The 12,735-nt window shown below is 71.1% G+C and carries 8 protein-coding genes; 4 read left to right on the forward strand and 4 right to left on the reverse strand.

Going from position 1 to position 12,735, the window contains the following annotated elements; all coding sequences use genetic code 11:
* Window positions 1-307: 307 nt before the first annotated feature.
* A complete protein-coding gene (ileS, locus tag AB0I28_RS00670; RefSeq protein WP_357488551.1) occupies window positions 308-3,430 on the forward strand; it encodes an isoleucine--tRNA ligase in 3,123 nt (1,040 codons plus the stop codon).
* 42 nt (window positions 3,431-3,472) lie between these two features.
* On the opposite strand, the gene AB0I28_RS00675 is transcribed toward ileS, so the two are convergent.
* From AB0I28_RS00675 to AB0I28_RS00690, 4 genes are all read right to left on the reverse strand, one after another.
* Window positions 3,473-4,177: a lytic polysaccharide monooxygenase gene (locus tag AB0I28_RS00675; RefSeq protein WP_357488552.1), complete on the reverse strand. Its 705-nt coding sequence runs from the start codon at window positions 4,175-4,177 to the stop codon at window positions 3,473-3,475.
* A 176-nt stretch (window positions 4,178-4,353) separates the two neighbouring features.
* On the reverse strand, window positions 4,354-5,799 hold the full coding sequence (locus AB0I28_RS00680; protein WP_357488553.1) for a hypothetical protein: 1,446 nt from the start codon (window positions 5,797-5,799) through the stop codon (window positions 4,354-4,356).
* Between the two features lie 240 nt (window positions 5,800-6,039).
* Window positions 6,040-7,188, reverse strand: a complete 1,149-nt coding sequence (locus AB0I28_RS00685; protein ID WP_357488554.1) for an ROK family transcriptional regulator — start codon at window positions 7,186-7,188, stop codon at window positions 6,040-6,042.
* Window positions 7,189-7,228: 40 nt separating this feature from the next.
* Window positions 7,229-8,296: a glycoside hydrolase family 5 protein gene (locus AB0I28_RS00690; protein ID WP_357488555.1), complete on the reverse strand. Its 1,068-nt coding sequence runs from the start codon at window positions 8,294-8,296 to the stop codon at window positions 7,229-7,231.
* 154 nt (window positions 8,297-8,450) lie between these two features.
* On the opposite strand from AB0I28_RS00690, the gene AB0I28_RS00695 reads away from it, so the two are divergent.
* From AB0I28_RS00695 to AB0I28_RS00705, 3 genes are all read left to right on the forward strand, one after another.
* Entirely contained in the window at window positions 8,451-10,262 is a 1,812-nt protein-coding gene (locus tag AB0I28_RS00695; protein ID WP_357488556.1) for a DUF2264 domain-containing protein, read from the forward strand.
* A gap of 232 nt (window positions 10,263-10,494) precedes the next feature.
* Window positions 10,495-11,769 carry an extracellular solute-binding protein gene (locus AB0I28_RS00700; RefSeq protein WP_357488557.1) on the forward strand — a complete coding sequence of 425 codons (1,275 nt, stop codon included), beginning with the start codon at window positions 10,495-10,497 and terminating at the stop codon, window positions 11,767-11,769.
* Between the two features lie 5 nt (window positions 11,770-11,774).
* Window positions 11,775-12,734 carry a sugar ABC transporter permease gene (locus AB0I28_RS00705; protein ID WP_357488558.1) on the forward strand — a complete coding sequence of 320 codons (960 nt, stop codon included), beginning with the start codon at window positions 11,775-11,777 and terminating at the stop codon, window positions 12,732-12,734.
* The last annotated feature ends 1 nt before the right edge of the window (window position 12,735 follow it).

A 12,735-nucleotide genomic window follows, 5' to 3' on the forward strand; every position in this document is an offset into this window, starting at 1 on the left:
CCGCGCCGCCGCCCGCCGCACCGCCCTCCGGACGCCGCCGATAAACTCGCCACCGCAAGGCGCCGACGGGGACACGCACCGCCGCACGCAGTCACGAGAGACCCGGGGACGGTGGAAGCCCGGGGACGTGCGCGACGGGTGCATCACCCCTGAGCCGCCGGAGGAAGGGCCCTGCCGGGCCTGGTAGAACCGGCCGCGAAGACATTGAGAGGGCCGCGCCGAGCGCGGCCAAGAAGGGTGGTACCGCGGGGCGCGAGCCTCGTCCCTTCGCCGCGACCGAACGATCGTGTGTGCGACGGAGGAGACCATGTACCGCCCCATCAACGCCCGAGTGGACCTGCCCGGACTCGAACACGAGATCCTGGACTTCTGGCGCGAGAACGAGACCTTCGACCGCAGTCTTGAGCGCTCGGCGGGCAACCCCGAATGGGTCTTCTACGAAGGCCCGCCGACCGCCAACGGCATGCCCGGCGCCCACCACATCGAGGCCCGCGTCTTCAAGGACGTCTTCCCCCGCTACAAGACCATGAAGGGCTTCCACGTAGCCCGCAAGGCAGGCTGGGACTGTCACGGCCTCCCCGTCGAACTCGCCGTCGAGAAGGAACTCGGCTTCACCGGCAAGCAGGACATCGAGCGCTACGGCATCGCCGAGTTCAACGCCAGGTGCCGCGAGTCGGTCACCCGCCACACCGACGCCTTCACGCGCCTCACCGAGCGCATGGGCTACTGGGTCGACATGGACAGCGCCTACCGCACCATGGACAGCACCTACATCGAGTCGGTGTGGTGGTCGCTGAAGCAGATCTTCGACAAGGGCCTGCTCGTCCAGGACTTCCGCGTCGCCCCCTGGTGCCCCCGTGACGAGACCGGCCTCTCCGACCACGAACTCGCCCAGGGCTACGAGACGGTCGTCGACCCCTCGGTCTACGTGCGCTTCCCCCTCACCTCCGGGCCGCTCGCCGGCCGCGCGGCCCTCCTGGTCTGGACGACGACCCCCTGGACGCTCGTCTCCAACGTCGCCGTCGCCGCCCACCCCGACGTCACCTACGTCGCCGCCACGAACGGCGAAGAGGTCCTGGTCGTCGCCGAGCCCCTGCTCGCCAAGGCCCTCGGTGAGGAGTGGACCGCCACCGGCGAGTCCTTCACCGGCAAGGAGATGGAGCGCTGGTCCTACCGGCGCCCCCTCGACCTCGTCGAGGTCGAAGACGCCCACTTCGTCGTCAACGCCGACTACGTCACCACCGAGGACGGCACCGGCCTCGTCCACCAGGCACCCGCCTTCGGCGCCGACGACCTCGCGACCTGCCGCGCCTACGGCCTTCCCATGGTCAACCCCGTCCGCCCCGACGGCACCTTCGAGCCCGACGTGCCGCTCGTCGGCGGGGTGTTCTTCAAAGACGCCGACGCGACGCTCGTCGCCGAGCTCGAGACCCGCGGCCTGATGTTCCGCCACACCCCCTACGAGCACTCCTACCCGCACTGCTGGCGCTGCCACACCGCGCTGATCTACTACGCCCAGCCCTCCTGGTACATCCGCACCACCGCCGTCAAGGACGCCCTCCTCCGCGAGAACGAGGCGACCAACTGGCACCCGGAGACCGTCAAGCACGGCCGCTACGGCGACTGGCTCAACAACAACATCGACTGGGCCCTGTCCCGCAGCCGCTACTGGGGCACGCCCCTGCCGATCTGGCGCTGCGAGCAGGACCACCTCACCTGCGTCGGCTCGCTGGCCGAACTCGGCGAACACACCGGCACCGACCTCTCCGGGCTCGACCCGCACCGCCCCTTCATCGACGAGGTCGTCTTCGCCTGTCACTGCGGCGAGACCGCCACGCGCGTCCCCGAGGTCATCGACGCCTGGTACGACTCCGGCTCGATGCCCTTCGCCCAGTACGGCTACCCGCACCAGAACGCCGAGCTGTTCGCCCAGCGCTACCCGGCCCAGTTCATCTCCGAGGCCATCGACCAGACGCGCGGCTGGTTCTACACGCTCATGGCGATCGGCACGCTCGTCTTCGACAAGTCCTCCTACGAGAACGTCGTCTGCCTCGGCCACATCCTGGCCGAGGACGGCCGCAAGATGTCCAAGCACCTGGGCAACATCATCGAGCCGATGGGGCTGATGGAGCAGCACGGCGCCGACGCCGTCCGCTGGTTCATGGCCGCCGTGGGCTCTCCGTGGTCGGCGCGGCGCGTCGGGCACACCGCGATCCAGGAGGTCGTGCGCAAGAACCTGCTGACCTACTGGAACACCGTCGCCTTCCAGTCGCTCTACGCCCGCACGGCAGGCTGGTCGCCCTCGGCGGCCGATCCCGCCCCCGCCGAGCGGCCCGTCCTCGACCGCTGGCTGCTCTCCGAGCTCAACATCCTGGTCGCCGACGTCGACGCGGCCATGGACGCCTTCGACACGCAGCGCGCCGGGAAGCTGCTCGCCGACTTCATCGACGACCTGTCCAACTGGTACGTCCGCCGCGGACGCCGGCGCTTCTGGCGCGGCGACGCCGCCGCGCTGGCCACGCTGCACGAGACGATCACGACCGTGACGCTGCTGATGGCCCCGCTGACGCCCTTCGTCACCGAGCGCGTCTGGCAGGACCTGGTCACCCCGGTGACGCCGGAGGCGGCGGGGTCGGTGCACCTCACCGACTACCCCGAGTCCGACGCCGCGCTCGTCGACCGCTCGCTGAGCACGCGGATGGCGCTGGTGCGGCGCCTGGTCGAGCTGGGCCGCGCGGCACGCGCCGACGCGGTCGTCAAGACCCGCCAGCCGCTGTCGCGGGTGCTCGTCTCGGCCCCCGGGGCCGCCGAGCTGGACGCCGAGATGCTGGAGCTGCTCGCCGAGGAGCTCAACGTCGTGACGGTCGAGTCGCTCCAGGCGGCGGGGGACTCGCTGGTCGACACGACCGCGAAGGCGAACTTCCGCACCCTGGGCCGGCGCTTCGGCAAGGCGGTACAGCAGGTCGCCGCGGCGATCGCCGCCGCCGACGCCGCCGCGCTCAGCGCCGCGCTGAAGGAGTCGGGCGAGGCGACGGTCCTCGTCGACGGCGAACCGGTGACCGTCGGCGTCGAGGACGTCTTCATCACCGAGACGCCGCAGGAGGGCTGGGCGGTGGCCGGGGACTCCGGCGCGACCGTCGCGCTCGACCTGCACATCACGCCCGAGTTGCGGCGCGCCGGCATCGCGCGCGAGGTCATCCGGCAGGTGCAGGAGGCCCGCAAGTCGAGCGGTCTCGAGGTCGTCGACCGGATCACGCTGCGCTACGTCTCGGCCGACGCCGAGACCGGCGCGGCGGTCGCCGAGCACGCGGCGCTGATCGCCGACGAGGTCCTGGCCACCGACCTCGCGGCCGGTGAACCCGGCTGGGCGGAGGCCTCCGCGCACGAAGACGAGGCGCTCGGGCTCACGTTCTGGCTGACCAAGGCCTGACGGCGGGGGAGGGCGCGGCGGACCGCCGCGCCCTCCTTCGGCTCAGCCGAGGCCGGTGACCTCGCCGTTCCCGCCGTCGAAGACGACGTCGGAGCAGGAGTAGAAGTTCTCGGTGCTGTCCGAGCGCACCCAGTGGACGAAGATGACGTGGTTTCCGGTCTTGCCCGCCGGAAGCGCGGCGTCCCAGTAGTAGTAGCCCATTCCGCCCGGGCCGCTCGACTGCGGCGGGTCGGTGACGCTCCCGAAGGCCTCCAGGTCGTCCCAGGCGAGCGGCTGCTCGGGGTCCCAGCCGTTCTTGGTGATGTACATGTGGAAGGCCCCGGGATGGGCGGCCCAGTTGGAGTGCCGCCACTCGATGGTCGCGCCGCTGGTCAGGTGCGTGGTCGGCCAGTCGGTGCGGGCCATGTTGTAGGCGGCGTACTTGGTGGTTCCGCCGGCGCAGATCTCACCGTCGGGGATGAAGCCGACGGTCCGGCCCGCACCGTCGGAGCGAAGGACGCCGAACCAGTCGTAGAGCGGCTGGGTGCCGCCCTGGTCGACGGCGTCGGCGCAGGCGGGGTTGGTCGGAATGATCTGACCGGTGTCGGTCAGGCCGTCGAGGTAGCAGAGGTAGGTTCGCGCGCCCGGGAACACGGTCGAGCCGTGCGTCTCGGCGCGGGGCGGGGCGACCAGGATCGCCGCCGCCGCGATCAGCGCGCCCAGCAGGACGAGCGCCGTTCGGGTACGGGTGATGGTCTGTCTTGCCATGAGCAGCTCCAGTGCCGGGTGCGGCCGGCCGGCCGCACGATGCGGAGCGCTCCCACTGGGGCGAATCGTACCGAGAGTCCACTTAGGACGTCAAGAGCCGCGAATGGGGCGATCACGGTGGCGCCGGACGTGGCAGGGCCGCCGCCCCTCGCGGAAGGCGGCGGCCCCGTGTTCGGTCAGGCCTCGTAGACCTCGATCGTCTCGCCGGCACCGTAGAAGATGTTCTCCCACGGGACCGCGATGATCCGGCCGGCGGTGGGCGCGGCGATGTAGAGCCGGCTCCCGTCGCCGTTGAGGTGACCCGTGCCGAGCGTCTCTCCGCCGGCGATGCCGTACCGGCCGGGCCGGACCCAGGCCGCACCGGTGAGCTGGAGGCTGAACACGTGGATCGCGTCCGAGGAGCCGATCTGGCCGTCGGTGACCTCGCCGTCGCTGCCCACGGTGTGCACGACGGTGCCGTACACATTGGTTACCGCGTCGACCGAGGAACCGAAGCGGTCACCGGTCTCGGCGACGCCCGGCACGCCGGCGGAGTTCTGGTTCACCGACATGTTCTGCAGCAGGTTCGGGTGAAGGTCCCCGTAGGGGTCTTCCAGGTGGAAGGCGTGCATGCCCCCGGCACGGGCGACCGAGCCGATGGACTCGTCGGGGACGCCGACGGTGACGCTGTAGTCGGAGCTCTCGCCGCCTTCTCCGGAGGCGAGCGCGACCGACATCCCGAAGTGGTCGCCGGTCTCGGGCACGCCGCTGACGCCGGCCTTGCCCTGGTCGAGGTCGGCGACCTTCTGCGGTTTCGGCCAGTCGGTGTTGGGCGTGTCCTCGCGGCGGACGGTCATGATCTGGACCAGACCGGCGCCGGCGACCGAGCCGATGGACTCGTAGGGGACGCCGACGACCAGGACGTCGCGCAGGATCGCCACCGACCAGCCGAAGCGGTCGCCGTTCTCCTGCTTCCCGGGGATGCCCGGGCTGTCCTGGTGGACGACGCGCACGCGCTCGTTGCCGATCAGGGTGACCGACCCGGAGTTCGTGGCGTTGTGGTCCTCACCGGGGGACCCGATGGCAAGGGTCCCGTAGCGGAATCCGCCGCCGGGCTCGCCGCCGGACAGCGACCAGCCGAACTGGTCGCCGGCCTCGGCCGTGCCCGGAACGCCGCCGGAGTCCTGGTTGTAGGTGTAGCCGCCGAGGACGAGGCCGTCGGGTCCGCCCTGGAAGACGAAGACCTGGCCGGCCGCGGCGGCGGTGCCGACCGATTCGCCGGGCGCGCCGACGACGAGGTTCGGATAGTTGTCGTAGGGGGAGTACCAGACGGTCACGGCCTTGCCGAACAGGTCGCCGGCCTCCGCCTCGTCGGGTACGTCCGTGCTGTCCTGGGTGATGACGACGCTGCCCGCGCCACCGCCGTAGATCACCTGGACGGCGCCGGCCTTGGCTCGGCCGTTGACGGCGGTGTCCGGCAGGCCGGTGACTACGTCGGCATAGCCGTCCTGGTTGAAGTCCGCACCCGCGGCGATGGGCGGCTGGTCGGCCGCTGCCGCGGGTCTGTGCGCTGAGGCCGCCGGAGTCGCCACCAGGGTGGTGGCGATGAGACCGGCGGCGGTGAGTGTGGTGAGACCACGCATGACGTCTCCCCGTGTCGTGGCGGTGTTTTGTCAACCTGATCACGTCCGGAGGGGTACCCGGGTTGCATTCGACATGTACGGGGAGTGTCGTCGAGGTTTCTCGCGGTGTCCGTCCATGCGGGACTGAGGCGAAGGCGATGGGACCGTTGCGGGTGCGACACGGCGGCGAGTCCCTCATGGACGTCGCCCACCGCGCGGGCGTCCCATGTGTCCGTGTCCGCGGGCGCGGCGGTCCTGCGCTCAGCCGCGCGTCGGAGCCGCGAGCACCACTTCGCGCAGGTTGCCCATCGCCGCCGCGTGCGCCCCGAGCAGGACCGGGTCGCCGGTGACGGCGGTGGTCTCGACGCGGGTGCGGTATGTGGTGCGGTGGAGGGCCACGGCGACGGCGTCGCGCAGCGCGGGGCCACCGGCGCGCCCGGCCTCGCCCGCGAGGACGACCAGGGCCGGGTCGACCACGGCGATCGCGGCGGTGAGCGCCACGATGATCCGACCGGCGAGCTCGGCGAGGAACGCGCCGTCACCGGTGGCGCCGGAGACGGCCCCGGCGGCGTCGTCGGCGTGGTGCCCGAACTCGGCGGCCAGGGCGGTGATGGCGGGCCCGCCGATGAGGTCCTGGAGGTCGCCGGTGCTCGCGTTCGGCGGGCCGATCGGCAGGTAGCCGATCTCGCCGGCGGCCCCGGTGGCGCCGTGCAGGAGCGTGCCCCCGAGTTCGATGCCGAGCCCGACGCCCCGATTGCCCAGCCACAGCAGTGCGAAGCCCTCGTCGCCGGTCTCGCCGTGCTCGCGTTCGGCGAGGGCGGCGAGGTTGACGTCGTTGCCGACCGCGACGGGCGCGCCGAGCAGCGACGACAGGCCGGCGGCCAGGCCGGGGCGGCCGAAGCCGGGGACGTCGATGTTGCCGACGGTGTCGGTGTGCCGGTCGTAGGCGCCCGGCACGGCGAGCTGGACGCAGTTCAGGGCCCCGGTGGCGAGCCCGGCCTCGGCGCAGGCGGCGGACACGGCGCCGGCCAGCGGCGCGGTCACGTCTTCGTCGGTGAAGGCGACGGTGTTGCTCGTGCGGGCGCGGGTGAGTCCGGTGAGGTCGACGATCTCGATGTCGAGCCGGTCGGGCTCCCCGACGGCGACGGCCGCGGCGTAGGCGGCGTCCGGGTTGACCGCGTAGCGGTCGGCGCGGGGACCGAGGCCGCCGTGCGTGCGCCCGGCGACGCCGACCAGGCCGGCGTCCTCCAGGCGGCGGATGACCTCCGAGGCGGTCGGCTTCGACAGTCCGGTGAGGGTGACCAGGTCGCCGCGGGTGAGCGTGCCGCGTTCGAGCAGGTGCCCGAGCGCGGCACGCTCGTTGAGCGTGCGCAGCAGGCGCGACGAGCCGGCCGGGCGGGGTGCGGTCATCGCGCGCCGCCGCCCGGGTGTCGCTCCGCTGTGGACGGTGTCATCGGCCGGAGCGTATCCGGTCGCGGATCCAGACGCCGGCCGGCTTCAGCGGTGAGGTGCCCGCGTAGGGCCCGCCCGGGCAGGTGCCGGTCTTGAAGGCGGCGCCGGAGCGGAAGTCGTCGGAGAAGTTCCAGCTCACCCAGCTGATCTTCTTGGCGGCCATCATGTCGATGTAGCGCTGCGCCATGGTGAAGTCGTTGGCGCCGTCGCCGGTGTACTCCTGGGTGCCGAACTCGGTCACGAACATCGGGATCCGGTCGGCGGCGCGCGAGAGGGTGTTGAGGTACTCGTCGCGGTGGGACTTGGCGTAGAAGTGGAAGGTGTACATGATGTTGCTCGCGTTGACCGGGTTGTTGATCACCTCGGTCTCACTGGCGCCGTCGGAGACTCCGAGCGAGGACCAGGCACGGGTGCCGAGCAGGACGACGGCGTTGGGGTCCTGCGCGCGGATCACCGGGATGATCTGCTCGTGGTAGCTCTTGATCCGCGACCAGGTGACGCCGCTCGGCTCGTTGGCGACCTCGTAGAGGAGGTTCGTCTTGGCCTTGTGGCGCTGGGCGATCTCGGTGAAGAAGGTCTTGGCGCGGGCGAGGTTGTAGTGCGGGTCGCCGGGGTCGAGCATGTGCCAGTCGACGACGATGTAGAGGCCGCGCGCGGTCGCCTGCTCGATGAGCGAATGGACCAGGTCGGTGTAGTACCGGGGGTTCGTCTCGTAGCCGTCCTCCTGGATGTACATCGACAGGCGGACGACGTCGGCCGTCCAGTCGTAGGCCAGCGCGTCGAGGGATCCGCCGTTGACGCACTGTTTGTACCACTGGAGTCCGTGCGTGCTCATACCGCGAAGCTGCACCTGCTGGCCCGAGGAGCCGCAGAGGCGGACACCGCAGACTTTCAGCCGGCCCCACTTGGCGGCGGGGGTGATCTCCCGCGCGTCGACGCCGGATGCGGGCGCGCCGGCCGGTTCGGGCGCCGCGGCGGCGCCGGGCGCGCCGGTCAGTAAGAGCGCTGCGGAGATGAGGGCGACGAGCGCGTGCCGAACGCGCGAGGCCCTGCGGGAACGGTCCATGGCTGCTCCTTCCACTGTGGGCGGTCGCGCCCACAATAGACAGTTAATCTAACTAACTTCGGTCAGGCTACTGATGGTCACAGGCCGGGTCAAGAGGGTCGAGGAAGGTCATTTCGGTCGAGGCGGCGCCGGCGTTCGCCTTACACTCGTCGCCATGCCGTCGCCGTCCCAGCTCCATGGACCCGCGCCCACCGACCGTGCGGGCTGGCAGCGGTCGGCGCTCGCGCTCATCGCCCCGGCGACGGCGACGGCCGCGCTCGGCCCGGCGTACACGCCGGTCACCATGTCCAATCACGACGCCGGGGCGAACTGGTTCGAGCTGGTCACCCGGCCGCTGTGGGGACTGGCGCCCCTGACCGCCGGAGGCGGTGCCGCCGACCGGCAGTGGGACGAGGTCAACGGCGCCCTCTCCCGTGCCTTCGACCCGCGAGACCCGTCCTACCTCGGCGAACCCGTCGCGCGCGACCAGCGGCTCGTCGAGGCCGGTGCTCTCGGCTACGCCCTCGCCCTGGCGCCCGAGAAGCTCTGGGACCCCCTCGACGGCGCCGGGCGCGACCGGCTCGCGGCCTGGCTGCGGGCGGCCTACGCCGGCGAGGTCGTCGACTCGAACTGGCGCTTCTTCCCGGTCCTGGTCGGCCTCGGCATGGACCGCCTCGGCCTCGACCGCGACCGTGCGGTGCAGGAGCGCCATCTGGCGCGGCTGGCCTCCTTCTCCCTGCCCGGCGGCTGGTACGAGGACGGGCCCGGCGGCCGGGTCGACTTCTACAACCCCTTCGCCTTCCACTGGTACGGCCTGACGCTGCACGCCCTGACCGGCGACGACCGCTTCACCGGCGCGGCGGCCGGCTTCGCGGAGGACTTCGAGCACTGGTTCGCCGACGACGGCGCGGCCGTCCCCTATGGACGAAGCCTCGGCTACCGCTTCGCGCAGGGCGCCTTCTGGAGCGCCCTCGCCGCGGCGGGTGTACCGACCGCGCTGGGCTGGGACAGGGTGCGGCACCTCGCCCAGCAGCACCTCGACTGGTGGTGGCGGCGGCCGATCCTGGCCGCCGACGGCGCCCTTACCATCGGTTACGCCTACCCCAACGGGGCGGTCGTCGAGCAGTACGTCGCGGCCGGATCGCCGTACTGGGGCCTGAAGCACATGGCCGCGCTGTCCACCGGACCCGGTCATCCCTTCTGGACGGCCGAGCCGCGCCCGCGCGACGAGAACGCGATCCGGATCAGCGAGCAGCCCTCGGCGCGCGCCGTCCTGACCCGCGACGGCGACGGCGACGTCGTGCGGCTCAACGCCCAGCACTGGCACGACTGGACCCGCAACGGCGCGGCCACCTACGCCAAGTTCGCCTACTCCTCGCTGGCCGCCTTCAGCGTCTCCACGCCCGGACGGGGGCTGGACTTCGCCGCCGCCGACGGAATGCTCGCCCTCAGCGACGACGGGCGGCGCTGGCGAGTGCGTGAGGACGTCGACGAGTGGTCCACCGCCGAGGGGACCGTCTTCGCCCGCTGGTCGCCGTGGCCAGACGTCACCGTCGACACCTGGCTGCTCGCCGCCGCGCCATGGCACCTGCGGATCCATCGGGTCCGCACCGCGCGGGCGCTCCACACCGCCGAAGGCGGCTTCTGCGCGCCCTGGCCCGAAGCGGGCGACCCGCCAGGCGCCACCGGACCGGGCCGCGCCTCGGCCACCGCCGGGGGAGTCCACAGCGAACTCCTCGACCTGGCCGCCGGTTCCGCACACGTTCGAACATCCCTGATCGTCCACCCGATGGCCGGAACCCACCTGCTCTGGCCGCGCACGGTCCTGCCCACGCTGACCTGCGACATCGAGCCGGGCGCGCATCACCTCGCCTGCGCCGTGCGCGTGGCCCGCTCGGCGGGCACCGCCGCATCCTCCGACGGCGAGCTCGAAACGCTCCGCGTCCGCGCGCTGGAGATCATCGCCGGCACGTCGGCCGAGGACTGAGATCTCACCGTCCGCAGTGGATCGGCCACGAGCAACGGGGTTTTGTCGAAAACTTATTCTTAGGCCTTGACGAAGCCCGTCACCGGGGTTAACACTCTCTTCACCTCATGAGGCACCACAAGCGAACACGCGTGGAACGACCTCGACGCGACGGACCCCGGCCCGCGTGCGCCGAGACCCGCGCACCCCCGATCCCCCCAGCCTTCGCATTCCCTAGAGGAGTTGAGAAGCAATGAGGCTCTCACATCAACGCTTAAACCGCCGCCGCCTGCTCGCGCTCGGCGGACTGGCCGCCGTCGGCGCCGCCACCACCGCCTGCGGAAGCAACACCGGCCGCGACGGCGGCGACCCGAACAAGGTCGACCTCTCCCAGTGGTACCACCAGTACGGCGAGGCGGGCACCCAGGACGCCGCCACCCGCTACGCCACCGAGTATCCCGACGCCAACGTGAGCATCCAGTGGATCCCCGGCGACTACGACGCCAAACTCGCCAGCGGCCTGCTCTCCGAAGACGGGCCCGACGTCTTCGAGTCCCACTTCAACTCGCAGATGGCCACCTCCGGCCAGGTCGTCCCGCTCGACGACATCATGGCCGACTTCAAGAGCGACTTCAGCGAGATCGACCTCTTCGAGAACACCTGGGACGGCAAGGTCTACGGCGTCAAGATGATCGACGACCCGCAGCTGTTCTACTACCGCAAGAGCATGCTCACCGAGGCCGGGCTCGCCGTGCCCACCACCTTCGACGAACTCATCGCCGCCGCCGACGCCCTCACCGGCAAGACCGTCAAGGGCCTCTACCTCGGCAACACCGCCGGCGCCGGCGTCCTCAACCGCCCACTGCTGTGGAGCGCCGGACAGGACCTCCTCACCGCCGACAACAAGATCGGCTTCGGCGGCGAGACCACCATCGCCGCGCTCGCCAAGTTCCGCACCCTCCACGAGAACGGCTCGCTGCTGCTCGGCGCGCCCACCGACTGGTGGGACTCGGCCGCCTTCACGCAGGGCCTGTGCGCCATGCAGTGGTGCGGCATGTGGCACATGCCCCTCATCCAGGAGGCCCTGGGCGACGACTTCGGCGTCTTCCCCATGCCCCCGGTGTTCGCCCCCGCCGACGGCGGCCGTCCCTCGATCGTCAACGGCGGCTGGTCGACCTTCGTCAGCGCCAAGTCCAAGAACGTCGAGGCGGCCAAGGCCTTCGTGAAGTGGCTCTGGCTGGAGCAGGTCGCCCACCAGGAGGACTGGGCCCTGTCCTACGGCTTCCACATCCCGCCCCGCAAGTCCCTGGCAGCCAAGGCCACCAAGCTCCAGAGCGGCACCGCCGCCGAAACCGTGGCGCTGTCGCAGCAGTACGGCATCGGTGCCAACCCCGCCTGGACCACCACCATGAACACCGCCCTGAACGACCTGGTCACCAAGGTCGTCCGCGAAGGCGCCGACGCGACGGCCGAGCTGGCCACCGCGACCGGGAAGATCGACGACGAACTGGCCAAGGCGGGCGGGTAGCGGCCATGGTCTCCACCGCGCTCAAGGCCGAGGCCGGGCGCCCGGGAACGCCGGATCGGCCGCGGCCGATCCGGCGCCGGCCCGTCCGCGGCCGCACCCTCGCGTTCTGGCTCTTCGTCGGCCCTTTCCTGGCGGGCCTGGTCTTCTTCACCTTCGTCCCGATCGGCTGGAGCCTGTGGCTGAGCTTCTTCGAGGCGCAGAACACCGTCACGCCGACCGAGTTCGTCGGGCTGCGCAACTACACCGAGATGCTCGCCGACCCCGAGTTCCGGCGCAGCATGCTCACCTTCACCGTCTTCGCCGCGTTCATCATCCCGGTGACCACGGCGCTGTCCCTGGCGCTGGCGCTGCTGGTCAACCGCGTCCGCTTCATGCAGGCGTTCTTCCGCTCGGCGTTCTTCATCCCGGCGGCCTGCTCCTACGTGGTCGCGTGCATGATCTGGCGACTGTCGATCTTCAACGGTGTGCGCTTCGGTCTGGCCAACACCCTCCTGCTGCACTTCGACCTCGACACGGTCGCCTGGCTCCAGACCACCGACCCGCCGCTCTACTGGCTGGTGCTCATCACCGTCCGGCTGTGGCTCCAGCTCGGCTTCTACATGATCCTGTTCCTGGCCGCCAGGCAGCGGATCCCCGGCCAGCTCTATGAGGCCGCCTACCTCGACGGCGCCTCCCCGGGCTGGCAGACCTTCCGCCACGTCACGCTGCCCGCGCTGCGGGCCACGACGGTCGCCGTCGTCCTGCTCAACCTCATCGCGGCCTACCAGGCATTCGACGAGTTCTACAACCTCATGGGCAACACCGCCATCGTGCGCCCGCCGCTGATCTACCTCTACAACACCGCCCTGGGCGCCGAGCAGGACTTCGGCCGGGGCAGCGCCGGGGCGCTGATCCTCTCCGGCCTCATCGTCATCGTCACGCTGCTCCAGGGGAAGTTCCTGCGGCTCGGGAAGAGAGAGGACTAGC

The organism is Phytomonospora sp. NPDC050363, assembly GCF_040655735.1.
Taxonomy (GTDB): domain Bacteria; phylum Actinomycetota; class Actinomycetes; order Mycobacteriales; family Micromonosporaceae; genus Phytomonospora.

Excerpts from the sequence above, each read along its gene's own strand:
- AB0I28_RS00705 (WP_357488558.1), top strand. The coding sequence starts at position 11,775 with ATGGTCTCCACCGCGCTCAAGGCCGAGGCCGGGCGCCCGGGAACGCCG.
- AB0I28_RS00680 (WP_357488553.1), bottom strand. The coding sequence starts at position 5,799 with ATGCGTGGTCTCACCACACTCACCGCCGCCGGTCTCATCGCCACCACC.
- AB0I28_RS00695 (WP_357488556.1), top strand. The coding sequence starts at position 8,451 with ATGCCGTCGCCGTCCCAGCTCCATGGACCCGCGCCCACCGACCGTGCG.
- AB0I28_RS00685 (WP_357488554.1), bottom strand. The coding sequence starts at position 7,188 with ATGACCGCACCCCGCCCGGCCGGCTCGTCGCGCCTGCTGCGCACGCTC.
- ileS (WP_357488551.1), top strand. The coding sequence starts at position 308 with ATGTACCGCCCCATCAACGCCCGAGTGGACCTGCCCGGACTCGAACAC.
- AB0I28_RS00675 (WP_357488552.1), bottom strand. The coding sequence starts at position 4,177 with ATGGCAAGACAGACCATCACCCGTACCCGAACGGCGCTCGTCCTGCTG.
- AB0I28_RS00700 (WP_357488557.1), top strand. The coding sequence starts at position 10,495 with ATGAGGCTCTCACATCAACGCTTAAACCGCCGCCGCCTGCTCGCGCTC.
- AB0I28_RS00690 (WP_357488555.1), bottom strand. The coding sequence starts at position 8,296 with ATGGACCGTTCCCGCAGGGCCTCGCGCGTTCGGCACGCGCTCGTCGCC.